Genomic DNA, 17124 nt, shown 5'->3' with positions numbered 1-17124 from the left:
TGGGGGATCGTCGCAGTCACGAGGCCGCTCCGGGCTTGTCGAGGGCGCCGCCGAAGCGGCGGTCGCGGCGAGCGTAGATCTCGATCGCCTCCCAGAGGTGGCGCCGGTCGAAGTCGGGGAAGAGCGTGTCGAGGAAGACCATCTCCGCGTATGCGGACTGCCAGAGCAGGAAGTTGGACGTGCGCTGCTCGCCAGAGGAACGCACGAACAGGTCGACGTCGGGCATGTCCGGCTCGTCGAGGTAGCGGGCGATCATGCGCTCGTCGACCTTGTCGGGGCGGATCCGGCCCTCCGCGGCAAGCTGGGCGATCTTCTTGACCGCGTCCGCGATCTCGGCGCGCCCGCCGTAGTTGACGCACATGGTGAGGGTCAGGACGTCGTTGTGCTTCGTCTTCTCCTCGGCGATCTCCAGCTCCTTGATCACCGAGCGCCACAGCCGCGGCCGCCTGCCCGCCCACCGCACCCGCACGCCCATCGCGTGCATCTCGTCCACCCGGCGGCGGATGACGTCACGGTTGAAGCCCATGAGGAACCGGACCTCGTCCGGGCTGCGCTTCCAGTTCTCCGTGGAGAACGCGTACGCCGAGAGCCAGCGGACGCCGATGTCGATGGCACCGCGGGCCACGTCCATCAGCGAGGCCTCGCCGCGCCGGTGCCCCTCGATGCGGGGCAGCCCCCGCGCGTTCGCCCAGCGTCCGTTGCCGTCCATGACGAGCGCGACGTGGTTGGGCACCAGCTCCTTCGGGATCGCTGGCGGTCGCGCACCGGACGGGTGCGGCGGAGGGGGCTGGAAACGGGCCACGGCGGACCAGCCTAGTGGCGGGGAAACGGGGTTCCTGGCCCCCTCCGGCGTCCAGCCCGGATGCACGCGGGCGGGGGTGGGGATGGCCTCAGGGTGCTCCGGCTGATCCCCTCAGTACCCCTTCAGAGAAGTTTCCCTAATCTCGACGGTATGAGCAGCGCTCCCGAATTGACCGGAATCGTCGGTTGGGTCGTCAACCTGATGGACTCACTCGGCGCCCCGGGCGTCGGGCTCGCCATCGCCCTCGAGAACGTCTTCCCCCCGCTCCCTAGCGAAGTCTTCCTCCCGCTGGCCGGCTTCGCCGCGGCCCGCGGCGACATGAGCCTCCTCGCGGCGATCATCTGGACGACCCTCGGTTCGCTCGTCGGAGCACTGGCGCTCTACGGCATCGGGGCGGCGCTCGGCCGCGAACGGCTGCGCGCGATCGTCGACCGGATGCCGCTGGTGAATCTGCGCGACGTCGACAAGGCGGAGGAGTGGTTCGCTCGCCACGGCAACAAGGCGGTGTTCTTCGGCCGGATGGTGCCGCTGGTGCGGAGCATGATCTCGGTGCCTGCCGGTGTCGAACGGATGCCGGTGCTGCTCTTCGCGGCGCTCACGGCGGCCGGGAGCCTCATCTGGAACACGGCGTTCGTGCTGGCCGGGTACGGCCTCGGGGAGAGCTGGCACATCGTCGAGCAATACGCGGGCATCGCCTCCCGCGTGGTGCTCGTGATCGCCGTGCTCGCGATCGTGGGATTCATCGCGCACCGGCTGTGGCGCCGCCGCCACCCCGTGGAGGAGGCGTCGGCCGACAGCCCCACCGAGCGGCTGCCGGTCGTGTCGGCCGAGAGCCCGACGGTGCGGCTCCCGGCGGCCCGTCCGGGTCAGGCGCCCCCGCCGCGCGGCCCGCGCCGGTAGCGTCCGATCGGTGATCGGGCGGGCGGCTCGTACGGGCCTCGGGCTCACCCTGGGGTGGGTTCACCTCGATTGCGCATCTGTTGCTAGTCGCACCCGCGGCCGTGGCGCTCCTGGTGCCCGCCCTCGCCCCGGCTCAGGCTGCGGGTGACTGCTACGTCGCACTCGCCGAACTGCTCGGCGCCCCGCTTGTCACCCTCGACCCGTCGGCTGACACGGGCTCCCGGCCCGCGGTGCGTGTTCCTGACGCCGCCGGAGGCGTGACCGACCGCCGCTCCACCAGCGGCAGCGACCGGAGCTGGCGCTCCATGTGCCACTGCAGGTGCGCCGCCACGAGCCCGCTGGTGTCGCGGCGGGTGGCGGGGGCGGCGGCGTCCGCGGTGTCCCAGTCGCCGTGCAGCAGGGCGTCGAGCAGCGCGAACGTCTCGCGCGAGGGCATCACCGAGCCGGGCGGGCGGCAGCGCGGGCACACCGCTCCCCCGGCGGCGATGTTGAACGCCGGGTGCGGGCCGGGCTCGGCGCAGCGGGCGCACTCGCTGATGGCGGGCGCCCAGCCGGCGTGGGTCATCGCCCGCAGCAGGAACGCGTCGAGCACGAGCGAGGGGTCGCGCTCCCGGCCTGCGAGCGCCCGGACGGCACCGACCAGCAGCAGGTACAGCCGCAACGCGGGCTCGCCCTCCTCGGCGACGAGCCGGTCGGCCGTCTCCAGGATCGCGCAGCCGGTGGTGTAGCGGGTGTAGTCGCCGATGATGCCCGCGCCGAACGCGTCGACCGTCTGGGCCTGCGTGACGATGTCGAGCGAGCGGCCGGTGTAGCACTGCACGTCGACGTGGTTGAACGGCTCCAGCCGGGCGCCCCACCGCGACCGCGTGCGCCGCACCCCCTTCGCCACCGCGCGCACCTTCCCGTGGCGCTGGGTGAGCAGCGTGACGATCCGGTCGGCCTCGCCCAGCTTCTGCACCCGCAGCACCACGCCGATGTCGCGGTAGAGGCTCACCGCGCAAGACTACGGCGGTCAGGCGCGCGGCCGCGCGTACCGGGCCGTGCAGAGCGGCACGAATACCGCCAGCAGGAGCGCCGTCCAGCCCAGTGAGGCGACCACGGGATGCTCCAGCGGCCAGGCCCCGTTCGTCGGCGCCGTGGGGTTGCCGCATAGCTCGCGGACGGCCGCCGCCACCGCGCTGACGGGGTTCCAGTCGGCGATCGTCCGCAGCCAGGCCGGCATCCCCGTCGTCGGCACGAAGACGTTCGACAGCATCCCTACGGGGAGGACGAGCACCGACAGCTGCCCGGCCACCTCCTCCTTCCCGATCAGCAAGCCGAGGAACATGCCGATCCAGGTGGCCGCGAACTGGAACGCCACCAGCAGCCCCAGCGCACCGAGCGCCGGCGCGATCCCGTTCCGGATCCGCCAGCCCACCAGCAGGCCGCAGGCGGCCATCAACAGCAGGCACAGCAACCCGTACACGGCGGTCGCCGCCGCCTGCCCGAACGGCACCGCGACGCGAGAGATCGGCATCGAGCGGAACCGGTCGACGACACCGCGCCCGCTGTCGCGCGCCATGGTGATCATCGACGGGATGATGTTGAACGCGATGGTGGCGAACAGCCCGGGCACGAGGAACTCGCGGTAGTCGCCCGAGCCTGGCACGGCGATCGCGCTGCCGAAGATGTAGCCGAACACGAGCACGAGCACGACCGGTGCGGCGAGGGTGAGGACGATCCCCGCCGGGTCGTGGCGCAGCTTCCAGAGCACGCGGACGGCGGCCGCGGCGCCGTCCACGGCCGAACGGGAGCGGGTGGGCGTCATGGGGATGGTGGTCATGCCGCTGCTTCCTCCTGCCGGGGCCGGCGGCCGACGAGGTGCAGGAACACCTCGTCGAGAGTCGGACGGCGGATGCCGACGTCGAGCACCGCCACGCCTGCGGCGTCGAGCATGCGCACAGCGCCCGGCACCGTGACCGCGGCGCCGGCCACAGGAGCGCTGATCCGCAGGGCCGCCTCGTCGATCTCCGGCTCGCCACGGGCGTACTCAGCGAGCGCGGCCGCCGCAGCGGGCAGCTCGGCGGGTGTCTCAACGATGACGTCGACGCGGACGCCGATCGAGTCCTTGAGGACGTCCGGGCTGCCGGTGGCGACCGTCCTCCCGCCGTCGACGATCACGATGTCGTTGGCCAGCCGGTCGGCTTCCTCCAGGTACTGGGTGGTGAGCAGCACCGTGGTGCCGGCGGCCACCAGCTCGCGGACCGTCGTCCAGATCTCGGTGCGGCTGCGCGGGTCGAGCCCGGTTGTCGGCTCGTCCAGGAACAGCACGGGCGGCGCGACGACCACGCTCGCGATCAGGTCGAGCCGCCTGCGCATCCCGCCCGACCAGGTCTTGACGAGCCGGTCGGCGGCGTCGGCGAGGTCGAAACGGTCCAGCAGCTCCCCGGCCCGTTCCCGGGCGGCGCGGCGGCCGAGGTGGTGCATCCGGCCGAGGATCTCCAGGTTCTCCCGGCCGGTGAGGTCGTCGTCCACGGCGGCGTGCTGCCCGGCGAGGCCGATCGAGGCGCGGACCAGCGCCGCGTCCCGCACCACGTCGTGGCCGAGCACCGTGGCCCGTCCGGCGTCGGGCACGGTGAGGGTGGCCAGCACGCGGATGGCCGTGGTCTTGCCTGCCCCGTTGGGCCCGAGCACGGCGCACACGCTGCCGCGGGCGACCACGAGATCGAGCCCGTCGAGCGCCCGCACTGGGCCGTATGCCCGCACGAGGCCCTCTGCTACCACTGCAACCGTCATCGGTCCTCCTGTACTGCAACCATTGTTCGCAGTGAGCGAGGATAGCCGACTGGGTACGCTGTTCGCAAAGGAGTAGTGATGGCCCGGAGCATCTGGCTGCGCCAGGAACGGTCCGGCCGGGGACCCGCGCCCGAGCACAGCAGGGCGCGGATCGCCGCGGCCGCCGTGGAACTGGCCGACGTCGGCGGCCTCGACGCCGTCTCCATGCGGAAGGTGGCCGCCGCGATCGGCGCCGGCGCCGCGTCGCTCTACCGCTACGTCGAGACGCGCGACGAGTTGCTGGAGCTCATGGCCGACGCCGCCGCCGGGGAGATCGACCTCTCCCGGGCGCCGTCGGGGGACTGGCGGGCCGACCTCGTCGCGCTCGCGCATGAGCTCCGCGAGGTGTACCGGCGCCACCCGTGGATGCTCGACATCGCACCGGGGCGGGTCGCCCTGGGCCCCAACACCGTGGACGTCCTGGAGTACGCGCTCGCCACGATGCAGGATCTCGACGCGCCGACCCCGGCGAAAATGGAGGCGTTCGCCCTGCTCAACGGCTTCGTCGCACTCCTCGTGCGCTCCGAGAAGGAACTGGGCGGCGCGACGACCGAATGGCAGGAGTCGCAGGCCGAGTTCCTCGCCTCGGTGGTCACCGACGGGCGTCACCCCCACCTCGCCGCGGCGTTCGCCACCCCGTCCCAGGCGACGCCCGCCGTCGCCGATCTGCTCGACAGCGTGCTGCCCCGCGTACTGACCGGCCTCCTCGAGACGGGCGGCGACCGGCCATGAGGTGCGGGCAGGCGTTAGAAGCCGAGCTTGCGGAGCTGCTTCGGGTCGCGCTGCCAGTCTTTTGCGATCTTCACGTGCAGGTCCAGGAACACCTTCGTGCCGAGCAGCGCCTCGATCTGGCGGCGGGAGTCGCTGCCCACCTGGCGCAGCCGCTCGCCGCCCTTGCCGATCACGATGCCCTTCTGGCTGGAGCGCTCGACATAGATGTTGGCGCGCACGTCGAGCATCGGCTCCGCCTTCGGGTGGCGGCCCTCGCGGGGCACCATCTCCTCGATCACCACGGCGATCGAGTGCGGCAGCTCGTCGCGCACGCCCTCCAGCGCGGCCTCGCGGATCAGCTCCGCGACCAGCGTCTCCTCGGGCTCGTCGGTGAGATCGCCCTCCGGGTAGAGCGGCGGGCCCTCCGGGAGGCGCGCCACGAGCAGGTCGGCGAGCAGGTCCACCTGGAACCCGTCGACTGCCGAGCAGGGCACGACCTCCGCGAAGTTCATCAGTCCGCTGAGCTGCGTGAGCCGCTCCGCGATCTGCTCCGGCTGCGCGATGTCGGTCTTCGTGACGATCCCGATCACCGGTGTGCGCGCGGCGACCGAACGCAGCTCGTTGACGATGAATTCGTCGCCCCGGCCGACGGGCTGGTCGGCCGGGACGCAGAAGCCGATCACGTCGACCTCGGCCCACGTCTGGCGGACCACGTCGTTGAGCCTGCTTCCGAGCAGCGTGCGCGGCTTGTGCAGGCCCGGGGTGTCGACGACGACGAGCTGCGCGTCGGGCCGGTGCAGGATGCCGCGGATGGCGTGCCGCGTGGTCTGCGGACGGCTCGACGTGATCGCGATCTTCGACCCGATCAGCGCGTTCGTCAGCGTCGACTTGCCGGCGTTGGGCCGCCCGACGAAGCAGGCGAAGCCGGACCGGTAGCCGTCCGGGACCTCCAGGAAGCTCTTCACGCGCTCACGCCGTCAATGGGGAGAGCTTCTCGCCGGTGAGCCGCTCCAGGATCTCCCGGCCGATCGGCAGGGCGGCCGTGGCAGCGGGGCTGGGGGCGTTGAGCACGTGCAGCACCGAGCCGGGGCCCGAACCCTGGTCGACGAACAGGAAGTCGTCGACGAGCGTGCCGTCCCGCTTGACGGCCTGCGCGCGCACACCGGCGCCTGCGGGGTGCAGGTCCTCCGCCCGGACGTCGGGGAGCATCCGCTGGATCTGCTTGACCATCGCCTTCTTCGACAGCGAGCGGTGCATCTCGCCGAAGCCGTAGCGCCAGTGCTGCTTGGCGATCCGCAGCATCCCGGGGTAGGTGATGGTCTCCAGGAACTCCTTGGGCTTGATCGTGCCCCACGAGTAGCCCTCACGCGCGAGCGCCAGCACGGCGTTCGGCCCGGCGTGGACGTGCCCGTCGATGCCGCGGGTGGCGTGCACGCCGAGGAACGGGAACGCGGGGTCGGGCACGGGGTAGATCAGGCCCTTCACCATGCCCGCCGCGCGCTCGCTGAACCCGGAGTACTCGCCGCGGAACGGGATGATCCTGATGCCGGGGTCGGCGCCCGCGGCCTTCGCCACCTCGTCGCAGCGCAGCCCGGCGCAGACGACGACCTGCTTGCCGAGCAGGTCACCGGCGTCGGTGCGCACCACGACGTCGGAGGCCCGGCGCGCGATCTGCGTCACCGCCCGGCCCAGGTGGATCTCGCCGCCCTCCTTGGCCACCAGTTCGCCGATCTTCTCCGCGATCGCGCGGTAGTCGGTGATGCCGGTGGACGGCACGTAGAGCGCCGCGATGCCCCGGACGTGCGGCTCGTGCTCGCGCATCCCGGCCTGGTCCAGCTCGTGGTTCTCCACGCCGTTGGCGTCGCCGCGCCGCTTGAGCTCCGCCATCCGCGGCAGCTCCTCCGGGTCGGTGGCCACGACGAGCTTGCCGGTGACCTCATGCGGGAGGTCGTGCTCGCGGCAGAACGCCACCGTCTCCGCGCAGCCGGACACGGCCAGGCGCGCCTTGAACCCGCCCGGGGCGTAGTACAGCCCGGAGTGGATCACGTTGGAGTTGTTGCCGGTCTGGTGCCTGGCAAGCTGCTGCTCGCGCTCCACCACTGCGACGGATCGGCCGGTCCGGGCCACGGCGTGCGCGGTTGCCAGGCCGACGATGCCGCCGCCGACAACGACGACGTCGAACGAGGGGGTGGTCATGTAAGCGACTCCGGGGTGTGGATCTGCTGGACCGCGCCGGAGGAGTCGGCGCGCAGGACGGGTGCGGCGGGGGCGAGGTCGCGGACGGCGGCGAGCGACGCCTCGTCCACGACACCGGCACCGGTGACAACAGCAGCGGCCTCCAGACCGGGGGCTCCGCTCGACACGGCTGCGGCTACGGCGGCCTGGAGCGCGGTGAGCGCGAGCGACGGGAGCGCGACGGTGGCCGCGGCGTAGGTGCGGCCGTCGGTATCGCGGACGGCGGCGCCCTCGGCTGCCCCGGTGCGGGCTCTGGCCGAGCGCGCGAGCGTCACGATCTTGGTGTCCTCGGGGCCGATCTCACCCGGGCCGGACATCGCTCTCCTCCCGGCGGCGGGCCGTGCCGTCGCCGTCCTCGTCGTGCTCCTCGTCGGACGGCTCGCCGACGGGACCGGGCTCGACCGGTTCGACGAGCACCGTGTTGATGCGCACTCGCCCCCTGGCGTCCTTGCCCCCCTCGGCGAGCAGCCGCAGCCCGGCGACCTCCGCCTCCGCGCCCGGCAGCGGTACCCGGCCGAGCTGCTGGGCGAGCAGGCCGCCCACCGTGTCGACGTCGGCCGCCGCCAGTACCTCGGAGAGCGCGCTGTCGGTGCCGTCGACACCGGGGAAGAGCTCGGCGAGGTCCTCCACCGGCAGCCGCGCCGCCACCCGGAGCCTACGTCCGTCCAGCTCCTGGACCGCGGGCACCTCCTCGGAGTCGTACTCATCGGTGATCTCACCGACGATCTCCTCGAGGATGTCCTCGATCGTCACGACGCCCGCGGTACCGCCGTACTCGTCCACGACGATCGCCATGTGGTTGCGGGCGGCCTGCATCTCCTTGAGCAGGTCGTCGACGCGCTTGGTGTCCGGCACGAACACCGCGGGCCGCATGACGTGGGTCAGCGGGGTGTCCTCCGGGCTTTCTGCCTGCGCCCGCACGATGTCCTTGAGATAGGCGACCCCGACGATGTCGTCGATGTTCTCCCCCAGCACCGGGATGCGGGAGTAGCCGCTCTTGAGCGCGAGCCGCAGCACCTTGTCCACCGGCGTGTCCTGCTCGGTCCAGACGACGTCGGGGCGCGGCACCATCACCTCACGCACGAGGGTGTCACCCAGCTCGAACACGGAGTGAATCATCTGCCGCTCGTCCTCGTCGACGACGCCACTGGTGCTCGCCATGTCGACGAGCTCGCGCAGCTCCACCTCCGAGGAGAACGGGCCCTGGCGGAAGCCCTGGCCGGGGGTGATCGCGTTGCCGACGACGATCAGCAGCTTGGTGAGCGGGCCCAGCAGGGTGGCCAGCGCGCGGACGGGCGCCGCGACAAGCATCCCGACTCGGTACGGGTGCTGACGGCCGAGAGTGCGCGGTCCGACGCCGATGAGCACGTAGCTGACGACGATCATGATGCCCGCAGCCGTGAGGGCACCCGTCCAGTCCCGGTCGAAGATCGCGATGAGCGCGATGGTGAGCAGCACCGTGGCCACGGTCTCGGCGGCGAGGCGCAGCAGGAGGAGCAGGTTGACGTGTCGCGGCCGGTCGGCCACCACGGCGGCGAGCGCGCGCGACCCGGGGCGCCCGGCGCGCACCAGCGCGTCGACCCTGGCCCGGGAGACGGAGTTCAGGGCGGCGTCCGCGGCGGCGAACAACCCGGCAACTGGGATCAGCAGTACAGCGATGACGATGAGGGGGGTGGTGCCGTCCATGACGGAAGGGATCAGCCGTCCTCGAGGCCGGCGGTGCCGAGCACGGCGGAGTCGGTGCGGCGCCGCGCCTCGCGCTCGGCGGCGAGCTGACGCGCCGCTCGCCAGTCGGTGAGGAGCTTGTTCTGCAGCGCGAACATCTCTCGCTCCTGCTCCGGCTCGGCGTGGTCGTACCCGAGCAGGTGCAGGACGCCGTGCACCGTGAGCAGGTGCAGCTCGTCGGCGAGGCCGTGGCCCGCCTTCTTGGCCTGCTCCCTCGCGAACTCGGGGCAGAGCACGATGTCGCCGAGCAGCGCGGGCCCCATCTCGGGCGCGTCGGGGCGCCGGGACTCCTCGGCGAACTCGTCCATCGGGAACGACATGACGTCCGTTGGTCCCGGTTCGTCCATCCAGCGCTCGTGCAGCTCGCTCATGACGTCGAGCCCGACGGCGAGGATGCTGAGCTCGGCGGCCGGGTTGACGCGCATCGCGTCGAGGGCGTAGCGCGCTACGGAGGCGAGGAGCGACTCATCCACCGTCACGCCGGACTCGTTCGAGACCTCTATCGACACCCTTATCCCAGCTCCGTTCCGATGGACTCCGTTCAGAGTATCCGGTGGCGCTCGCCGCACCGCGTTGCGCACCGCGGGGGTCCGCGGAGGCAGGAGCGTGGGTTTCCCGACATCCGGACGACGTACTCGCGCCGCCCGGCCTCGGTTAGGTTCCCGTCATGGTGACGAACTGGGCGGGCAACGTCGTGTTCGCCGCGCGGGCGCTACACCGCCCGACCTCGGTGGCGCAGCTGCAGGAGCTGGTGGCGGGTAGCGAGCGGATCCGGGCGCTCGGCAGCGGGCACTCGTTCAGCCGGATCGCGGACACAACGGGCGACCTGGTCACGCTCGCCGGGCTCCCGCCGGTCGTCGACATCGACGCCGCGGCAGGCACCGCCACGATCGGGGCGGGGCTCCGGTACGGCGAGGTCACGCCGCGGCTGCACGAGGCCGGGTTCGCCCTGCCCAACCTGGGGTCGCTCCCGCACATCGCCGTCGCCGGAGCGTGCGCGACCGGCACCCACGGCTCCGGCAACGACAACGGCGCGCTGGCGACGGCCGTGTCGGCCGTCGAGCTGATGGGCGCGGACGGCGAGCTGCGCACCGTGCGCCGCGGCGACCCGGACTTCGCGGGCTCGGTCGTCGCGCTCGGCGGGCTGGGCATCGTGACGGCGCTGACGCTGGACCTGCAGCCGGCGTTCGGCGTGCGGCAGTGGGTGTACGAGGGGCTCGCCCTCGGCGACGCGGAGGAGGTGCTCGCCTCCGCCTACAGCGTCAGCCTCTTCACCTACTGGGAGGGCGACGGCTTCGAGCAGGCATGGGTCAAACAGCGCGACACCGACCCCGAGCCGCCTGCGCGCTGGCTCGGGGCGACCCGGGCGGACGCGCAGCGCCACATGGTGCGCGGCGTCGACCCCGGGCACTGCACACCGCAACTCGGCGAGCCCGGCGCGTGGCACGAGCGGCTCCCGCACTTCCGGCTCGCGTTCACCCCGAGCACGGGCGAGGAGCTCCAGTCGGAGTACTTCGTGCCGCGCGCCGCCCTCCCCGACGCCCTGCGCGCGCTCGATGCCATCCGCGATCGGATCGCCCAGGTCCTGCTGGTGTCGGAGATCCGCACCGTCGCCGCCGACGACCTGTGGCTCTCGCTGGCCGAGGGCCGCGACAGCGCCGCACTCCACTTCACGTGGGTGCCCGACGCGGCGGCGGTGCTCCCGGTTGTGGCCGCGGTGGAGGCGGCGGTCGAGCCGTTCGCCCCGCGCCCGCACTGGGGCAAGGTGTTCGGGATGTCACCCGCCACGGTCAGCGGGCGCTGGCCGCGGCTGCCGGAGTTCCGCAAGCTCCTCGCGGAGCACGACCCGGCCGGCAAGTTCCGCAACGAGATGCTCGACCGCTACGTACCGGCTTGACGCCGTATCGGGCGCGGGCTCTCACCCCGGCACCCACCGGCTCATACCGTCGGCGCTCGACCCTCACCCCGAGGTGATCATGCTCGCCGGCCGGGGACCTCACCGCCGATGTGGGCCGCGACGGGGAGCGCCCCGCCCTGACGGCCACCCGCCTCAGGCGTGTGGCGCCGCGCAGGTCTTGTCCTTCGCGGGGAGCTTCAGGTCCACGAGGTAGCTCGTGGCCACCTCGTCTGCGCACGGGTTCGCGCCCTGCAGCGCGACGGTGTGGCCGTCGTTCTCCACGGTCAGCAGGCGGGCGCCCATCTGCTTCGCGAGCGAGACGCCGTCCTCGTACGGGGTGGCGGGGTCGCCCGTCGACGAGACGACGAGCACGGTGGGCAGGCCTTCGGCGCGCACCGGGCCCGGCTTCGACGTGGGCGGCACGGGCCAGAACGAGCACTGTTCCAGCGCGTTCGACGGCCCGAACCCGGCGTCGTAGAACGGGGCGAGCTTGATCGACTGCTCGCTGATCTGGCGGGCCACGTCCCGATCCATGATCGGGACGGTGTCGGCACAGGTGATCACCTGGAACGCCTCGAGCAGGTTGCTGTAGCTGCCGTCGGGGTTGCGCTCCCAGTAGGAGTCTGCGAGACGCATCAGGTCGGTGCCGTCGCCGCTCGCCACCTTCGTCAGTCCCTCGGAGAGGAACGGCCACAGCGACTGCGCGTACATGGCGGTGATCACGCTGGTCATGGCGTCGGAGTAGCTCAGCGTGCGGCCTGGACCGGCCGGGACCGGCTTGGTGATCAGGGGCCGCAGCAGTTGCTGCAGGCGCGCGGACGCGTCTGCGGCGTTGGTGCCCACCGCGCAGCCCGGCTGCTGGACGCAGGCCGCCGCGAAGTTGTCGAAGGCCCGCTGGAAGCCGCGCGACTGCGTGAGCCGCGACTCCACGGGGCCGAGCGACGGGTCGATCGCGCCGTCCAGCATGAGCGCGCGGACGTCGGTGGGGAACTGCTCGGCGTACTTCGCGCCGATCGCGGTGCCGTAGGAGTAGCCGACGTAGGTGAGCTTCGGGTCACCGACCACGTGGTGGGCGATGTGCAGGTCGCGCGCGACGTCGCGGGTGCCGACGTTCGCGAGCACGTCGAGGCCGACGCGGTCGACGCAGCGCTCGGCGAAGGCCTTGTACTCCTCCTCGGTCTGCGCGACACCCTCCGGCGAGGTGTCGACGTCGACGTCGGCCCGCTCGGCGTCGATCTCGGCGGTGTTCGAGCAGTCGATCGTCGGCTCGGAGACGCCGACGCCCCGCGGGTCGAAGCCGATCAGGTCGAACCGCTGGGCCAACTCGCCGTCGCCGATGATGCCGGCGATCGCAGGCAGGAAACTCACGCCCGACCCGCCGGGCCCGCCCGGGTCCATGAAGAGCGAGCCGATCCGGTGGGCCGGGTCGAGCGCCTTCTGCCGAAGAAGTGCGATGCGCGCGATCTTCCCGTCCGGCTCGGAGTAGTCGAGGGGGACCTCCAGGTACGCGCAGTCGTAGCGCGCGTCGGCGAAGGTCTTCTCCTCGTCGGCCGTGCGGGCGAACCCGCCGCAGGAGCCCCAGGTCAGCTCCTGGTCGGCGTACCGTTCTAGTCCCGCCCCTCGTTCCAGGTCAGACGCAGCCGCCGGCGTCGCGGCTAGCGCGACGGCGACGAGCGCGGCGATCGAAGCTGCGATGAACGCGCGAAGGCGGAACGGCACAGCGGGAATCCTGGCGGATGCCGACCATTACGACAACTGGGCGGCGCCCCCGTTGCCGTAGCGCGATCCGTCAGCGGCGCCGGGAGCGGCGGTGGTCCTGCGGGGGACCGTTGCGCGGGGCGGCCGCACGCAGGTTGGGCCGCTCACCTTCGGCGTCCCAGCGGGCGTAGGCATCGACGATGTCGGCCACCAGCCGGTGGCGCACGACGTCGGTGCTGGACAGCTGCGCGAAGTGCACGTCGTCGACGTCGCCGAGGATGTCGCGGACGACCATGAGCCCGGAACGGGTGCCGCCGGGCAGGTCGACCTGCGTGACGTCACCGGTGACGACGATCTTCGAGCCGAAGCCGAGCCGGGTGAGGAACATCTTCATCTGCTCGGGCGTGGTGTTCTGTGCCTCGTCGAGGATGATGAAGGCGTCGTTCAACGTCCTTCCCCGCATGTACGCGAGCGGCGCCACCTCGATGGTGCCTGCGGCCATCAGCTTCGGGATCGACTCGGGGTCGATCATGTCGTGCAGGGCGTCGTACAGCGGGCGAAGGTACGGGTCGATCTTCTCGTAGAGCGTGCCGGGCAGGTAACCCAGCCGCTCCCCCGCCTCGACGGCCGGGCGGGTCAGGATGATCCGGTTGACCATCTTGGCCTGCAGCGCCTGCACGGCCTTGGCCATCGCCAGGTACGTCTTGCCGGTTCCCGCCGGGCCGATGCCGAAGACGATGGTGTGCGCGTCGATGGCGTCGACGTAGCGCTTCTGGTTGAGCGTCTTGGGCCGGATGGTCTTGCCCCGCCGCGACAGGATGTCGAGCGAGAGCACCTCGGCGGGTGACTCACCGATGCGGGCGCGCTCGTCGGCCTCGCCGTCGCCGAGCATCTCGACGGTGCGGCGCACGGCGTCGGTGGAGACCTGCTGGCCGCGCTCGGCCAGGGTGATCAGCTCGGTGAAGACGCGCTCGGCGAAGGCCACGTCGGCCGGGTCCCCGGTGAGCGTGAGCTCGTTGCCGCGAACGTGCACGTCAGCGGTGAGCATCTCCTCCGCGACGCGCAGGCTCTCGTCGCGCGAACCCAGCAGCGCGAGCAGAGCGGCGTCCGGAACGGCCATACGGGACTGGACGGAATCCGGAATGGTCAAGGGCTGTGCCGCCTGCTTCCTCAACTCTGCTGGTAGGGACGTACTCGATGCTACCGCCCATACCCCGCGACGCGCCCGGCCTTTCCGCCGAGGTGTCGAATTGATTCGATGGTCCCGTGCACGACGACTCGGCTCTTGTCCTTCCGCGAATTGCGCGGTTCGTCCGCGAGCGGCTCACGCCCGCCCTCTACCGCGAGCGCGTTCCAGCGCAGCTGACGGCGTGGACGGCGCCCGGCGAGCCGGTCCCGTTCGCCGACGCGGTGCGCCAAGAGTTCACCCCGATCGCGCCCGGCGCGCCGTGGGGGCGCCCGTGGGGCACCGTGTGGTTCCACGTGACGGGCTCGGTGCCCGCGGCGTGGACCGACCCGGCCACGCGCCCCGAGCTGGTCGTCGACCTGGGGTTCACCGCCGTCACGGCCGGGTTCCAGGCCGAGGGGCTCGCCTACACCCCCGACGGCGTGGTCGTGGCGGCGGTCGAGCCGTTCAACGCCCACGTCCGGCTGGGCGGCGCGGGCTCGGCCGTCGACCTGTACGTGGAGGCCGCCTCGAACCCGCAGGTAGCGGGCACGTGGGAGTTCGGCCCCACGCCGCTCGGTGACCTGCAGACGGCCGGGACCGACCCGATCTGCCGGCTGGCCGGGATCGACGTCGCGCTGCTCGACGTGCCGGTGTGGGAGCTCGCGCAGGACATCTGGACGCTCTCCGGGCTGGTCGGCGAGCTGCCGGCCGACCTGCCGCGGCGTGCCGAGGTGCTCCGCGCGCTGGAGCGGGCCGTGGACGCCGTGGACCCGGAGGACGTCTCCGGCACTGCGGAGTTGGGCCGTGCGGCGCTGGCCGGCGTGCTCGCGAGCCCCGCGTACCCGAGCGCGCACCGGGTGCACGCCGTCGGGCACGCGCACATCGACTCGGCGTGGCTGTGGCCGGTGCGCGAAACCGTCCGCAAGGTGGCGCGCACGTTCGCGAACGTGCTCGACCTGATGGACGGCGACGACGAGTTCGTGTTCGCGGCCTCGTCGGCCCAGCAGTACGCATGGCTGCAGGAGCACCAGCCCGAGCTGTTCGCGCGCGTCAAGGCGCGGGCGGCCGAGGGCCGGTTCGTACCGGTGGGCTCGATGTGGGTGGAGTCGGACACCAACATGCCGGGTGGGGAGGCCCTGGCCCGGCAGTTCGTGGCGGGCAAGCGGTTCTTCCGCGAGCAGCTGGGGGTCGACCCGCAGGAGGTGTGGCTGCCCGACTCCTTCGGCTACTCGGCGGCGCTGCCGCAGATCATCACGGCGGCGGGCGCGCGCTGGTTCCTCACGCAGAAGATCTCCTGGAACGAGACGAACGTGATGCCGCACCACACGTTCCGCTGGGAGGGCATCGACGGCACCCAGGTGTTCACGCACTTCCCGCCGGTCGACACCTACAACGCGCAGCTCTCGGCGGCGGAGCTGGCGAGGGCGCAGCGGCAGTACGCGGAGAAGGGCCGGGCCAACACCTCGCTCGTGCCGTTCGGCTGGGGTGACGGCGGCGGCGGGCCGACCAGGGAGATGCTGGCGGCGGCGGCACGCACCCGCTCGCTCGAGGGCTCGCCGACCGTCCGGATGACAACGCCGGCGGAGTTCTTCGCGACGGCGGAGGCTGAGTACCCGAGCCCGCCCGTCTGGTCGGGCGAGCTGTACCTGGAGTTCCACCGCGGCACCTACACCTCGCAGGCGCGCACGAAACGCGGCAACCGGCGCAGCGAGCACCTCCTGCGCGAGGCCGAGCTGTGGGCCGCCACCGCCGCCGTCCGCGCCGGAGTCCCGTACCCCGCGGAGACGCTGGAGCGCTGCTGGCACACGGTGCTGCTCCAGCAGTTCCACGACATCCTGCCGGGCACGTCGATCGCGTGGGTGCACCAGGAGGCGGAGCGCAACTACGCGCGGGTGGCCGCGGAGCTCGAGGACGTGATCACCCGCTCGCTCGCGGCGCTGGCGGGTGCGGGCGACCGGGAGATCGCCATCAACGCCGGCCCGTACGCCCGCGACGGGGTGCCCGCGCTCGGGGGCGGCACGGTCGTGCCGCCCGACGCCACGGCAGCCGTCGAGGAGGTCGGCGACGAGATCGTGCTCGCCAACGGCGCCGTCCGGGTCGTCGTCGACGGGCGCGGGCTGCTCACGTCGGTGCGGGACATCGCCGCCGACCGCGAGCTCGTGCCGCCCGGCGCCGCGGCCAACCTGCTCCAGCTCCACCGCGACACGCCGGTGAAGTGGGACGCGTGGGACATCGACGAGCACTACCGCCGCCACGGCCGCGACCTGGTCGACGTCGCCGAACTGACCGTCACCGAGCGGGGCCCGGAGCGGGTGGCGGTGCGGATCACACGCAAGGCGGGCGCGTCGACGATCATGCAGGTCGTGAGCCTGCGGGCAGGAACGCCCGCGGTGGACGTCGTGACCGACGTCGACTGGCACGAGCGGCAGAAGCTGCTCAAGCTGGCGTTCCCGCTGGACGTGCACGCGGACCGGGCGACGTCGGAGATCCAGTTCGGGCACATCCACCGCCCGACCCACACCAACACCTCGTGGGACGCGGCGCGGTTCGAGACGGTCGCGCACCGGTGGGTGCACGTCGGCGAGCCGGGCTACGGGGTGGCCGTCGCCAACGACTCCACCTACGGCCACGACGTCGGGCGCTCGACGCGGCCGGGCGGCGGCACCACGACAACCGTGCGCCTGTCGCTGCTGCGCGCGCCGCTCTTCCCGGACCCGACGGCCGACCAGGGCGAGCACCGGCTCGCGGTGTCGCTGCGGGTGGGCGCCACCATTGCGGACGCCGTGGCGGAGGGTTACCGGCTGAACCTCCCGCTGCGCACGGTCAGTGGCGGCTCCGGCATCGCTCCGCTCGTCGCGGTTGACCACCCCGCCGTCGTCGTCGAGGCCGTCAAGCTGGCCGAGGACGGCAGTGGCGACGTCGTGGTGCGGCTCTACGAGGCACACGGCGGGCGGGCGACGGCGCAGGTCACGACGGACTTCCCGTACGGGTCCGTGGTGGAGACCGACCTGCTGGAGACGCCGCTGACCGAGCCTGTCGCCCTCGCCCCTGACGGCACGCACCTCACCGTCCGTCCGTTCCAGATCGTCACCCTGCGCTACCGCAGGGGAGCTGGTGATCAACTCGGTTGAGCCGGATGGAACACTCCGTCACGGCAACCGGGGCAACGAGGGC

General features: G+C 72.2%; 15 protein-coding genes. 4 read left to right on the top strand and 11 right to left on the bottom strand.

Going from position 1 to position 17124, the window contains the following annotated elements; all coding sequences use genetic code 11:
• Window positions 1–16 precede the first annotated feature (16 nt).
• Window positions 17–733, bottom strand: a complete 717-nt coding sequence (locus tag ABD143_RS36865) for an isoprenyl transferase (protein WP_379659770.1) — start codon at window positions 731–733, stop codon at window positions 17–19.
• 219 nt (window positions 734–952) lie between these two features.
• On the opposite strand from ABD143_RS36865, the gene ABD143_RS36860 reads away from it, so the two are divergent.
• Window positions 953–1702 carry a DedA family protein gene (locus ABD143_RS36860; protein WP_343988059.1) on the top strand — a complete coding sequence of 250 codons (750 nt, stop codon included), beginning with the start codon at window positions 953–955 and terminating at the stop codon, window positions 1700–1702.
• Window positions 1703–1853: 151 nt separating this feature from the next.
• Here ABD143_RS36860 and recO read toward each other — a convergent pair whose 3' ends face one another.
• The 3 genes from recO to ABD143_RS36845 are packed head-to-tail and all read right to left on the bottom strand — an operon-like array spanning window position 1854 to window position 4477.
• Complete coding sequence (gene recO, locus ABD143_RS36855; RefSeq protein ID WP_343988056.1) at window positions 1854–2696, bottom strand: DNA repair protein RecO; 843 nt, start codon at window positions 2694–2696, stop codon at window positions 1854–1856.
• A gap of 18 nt (window positions 2697–2714) precedes the next feature.
• Window positions 2715–3524 (bottom strand): ABC transporter permease, encoded by an 810-nt coding sequence (locus tag ABD143_RS36850; protein ID WP_343988053.1) that lies wholly within the window; start codon window positions 3522–3524, stop codon window positions 2715–2717.
• Window positions 3521–4477, bottom strand: coding sequence for an ATP-binding cassette domain-containing protein (locus ABD143_RS36845; protein WP_343988050.1), 957 nt, complete (start codon window positions 4475–4477; stop codon window positions 3521–3523). Before ABD143_RS36845 ends, ABD143_RS36850 begins: the two co-directional genes overlap by 4 nt.
• Before the next feature lie 78 nt (window positions 4478–4555).
• Between ABD143_RS36845 and ABD143_RS36840 the strand changes: the two genes are divergently transcribed.
• The gene (locus ABD143_RS36840; RefSeq protein ID WP_343988047.1) at window positions 4556–5248 is read left to right on the top strand and encodes a TetR/AcrR family transcriptional regulator; all 693 of its coding nucleotides are present in this window, start codon (window positions 4556–4558) and stop codon (window positions 5246–5248) included.
• 14 nt (window positions 5249–5262) lie between these two features.
• On the opposite strand, the gene era is transcribed toward ABD143_RS36840, so the two are convergent.
• From era to ybeY, 5 genes are read right to left on the bottom strand one after another with little or no spacing between them, the layout of a single operon-like run.
• The gene (gene era, locus ABD143_RS36835) at window positions 5263–6192 is read right to left on the bottom strand and encodes a GTPase Era (RefSeq protein WP_343988044.1); all 930 of its coding nucleotides are present in this window, start codon (window positions 6190–6192) and stop codon (window positions 5263–5265) included.
• A gap of 4 nt (window positions 6193–6196) precedes the next feature.
• The gene (lhgO, locus tag ABD143_RS36830; RefSeq protein WP_343988040.1) at window positions 6197–7423 is read right to left on the bottom strand and encodes an L-2-hydroxyglutarate oxidase; all 1227 of its coding nucleotides are present in this window, start codon (window positions 7421–7423) and stop codon (window positions 6197–6199) included.
• On the bottom strand, window positions 7420–7779 hold the full coding sequence (locus tag ABD143_RS36825) for a cytidine deaminase (protein WP_343988037.1): 360 nt from the start codon (window positions 7777–7779) through the stop codon (window positions 7420–7422). The genes lhgO and ABD143_RS36825 overlap by 4 nt, the downstream gene beginning before the upstream one ends.
• Entirely contained in the window at window positions 7763–9148 is a 1386-nt protein-coding gene (locus ABD143_RS36820; RefSeq protein ID WP_343988034.1) for a hemolysin family protein, read from the bottom strand. The genes ABD143_RS36825 and ABD143_RS36820 overlap by 17 nt, the downstream gene beginning before the upstream one ends.
• A gap of 11 nt (window positions 9149–9159) precedes the next feature.
• Window positions 9160–9696, bottom strand: a complete 537-nt coding sequence (gene ybeY / locus ABD143_RS36815; RefSeq protein ID WP_343988032.1) for an rRNA maturation RNase YbeY — start codon at window positions 9694–9696, stop codon at window positions 9160–9162.
• Between the two features lie 158 nt (window positions 9697–9854).
• On the opposite strand from ybeY, the gene ABD143_RS36810 reads away from it, so the two are divergent.
• Complete coding sequence (locus ABD143_RS36810; RefSeq protein WP_343988029.1) at window positions 9855–11084, top strand: D-arabinono-1,4-lactone oxidase; 1230 nt, start codon at window positions 9855–9857, stop codon at window positions 11082–11084.
• Between the two features lie 153 nt (window positions 11085–11237).
• On the opposite strand, the gene ABD143_RS36805 is transcribed toward ABD143_RS36810, so the two are convergent.
• A complete protein-coding gene (locus ABD143_RS36805) occupies window positions 11238–12803 on the bottom strand; it encodes an alpha/beta fold hydrolase (protein WP_343988026.1) in 1566 nt (521 codons plus the stop codon).
• Between the two features lie 70 nt (window positions 12804–12873).
• Entirely contained in the window at window positions 12874–13902 is a 1029-nt protein-coding gene (locus ABD143_RS36800; protein WP_425563755.1) for a PhoH family protein, read from the bottom strand.
• A gap of 146 nt (window positions 13903–14048) precedes the next feature.
• On the opposite strand from ABD143_RS36800, the gene ABD143_RS36795 reads away from it, so the two are divergent.
• A complete protein-coding gene (locus ABD143_RS36795) occupies window positions 14049–17081 on the top strand; it encodes an alpha-mannosidase (protein ID WP_343988019.1) in 3033 nt (1010 codons plus the stop codon).
• Window positions 17082–17124 lie beyond the last annotated feature (43 nt).

This window comes from Pseudonocardia aurantiaca, assembly GCF_039526725.1.
Lineage (GTDB): Bacteria > Actinomycetota > Actinomycetes > Mycobacteriales > Pseudonocardiaceae > Pseudonocardia > Pseudonocardia aurantiaca.
This window is presented reverse-complemented; position numbering and strand designations above follow the sequence as displayed.

Bases quoted from the DNA above. Each gene is read 5' to 3' on its own strand.
- ABD143_RS36860 (WP_343988059.1), top strand. From the start codon at position 953: ATGAGCAGCGCTCCCGAATTGACCGGAATCGTCGGTTGGGTCGTCAAC.
- ABD143_RS36850 (WP_343988053.1), bottom strand. From the start codon at position 3,524: ATGACCACCATCCCCATGACGCCCACCCGCTCCCGTTCGGCCGTGGAC.
- ABD143_RS36845 (WP_343988050.1), bottom strand. From the start codon at position 4,477: ATGACGGTTGCAGTGGTAGCAGAGGGCCTCGTGCGGGCATACGGCCCA.
- ABD143_RS36840 (WP_343988047.1), top strand. From the start codon at position 4,556: ATGGCCCGGAGCATCTGGCTGCGCCAGGAACGGTCCGGCCGGGGACCC.
- lhgO (WP_343988040.1), bottom strand. From the start codon at position 7,423: ATGACCACCCCCTCGTTCGACGTCGTCGTTGTCGGCGGCGGCATCGTC.
- ABD143_RS36825 (WP_343988037.1), bottom strand. From the start codon at position 7,779: ATGTCCGGCCCGGGTGAGATCGGCCCCGAGGACACCAAGATCGTGACG.
- ABD143_RS36820 (WP_343988034.1), bottom strand. From the start codon at position 9,148: ATGGACGGCACCACCCCCCTCATCGTCATCGCTGTACTGCTGATCCCA.
- ABD143_RS36810 (WP_343988029.1), top strand. From the start codon at position 9,855: ATGGTGACGAACTGGGCGGGCAACGTCGTGTTCGCCGCGCGGGCGCTA.
- ABD143_RS36800 (WP_425563755.1), bottom strand. From the start codon at position 13,902: ATGGCCGTTCCGGACGCCGCTCTGCTCGCGCTGCTGGGTTCGCGCGAC.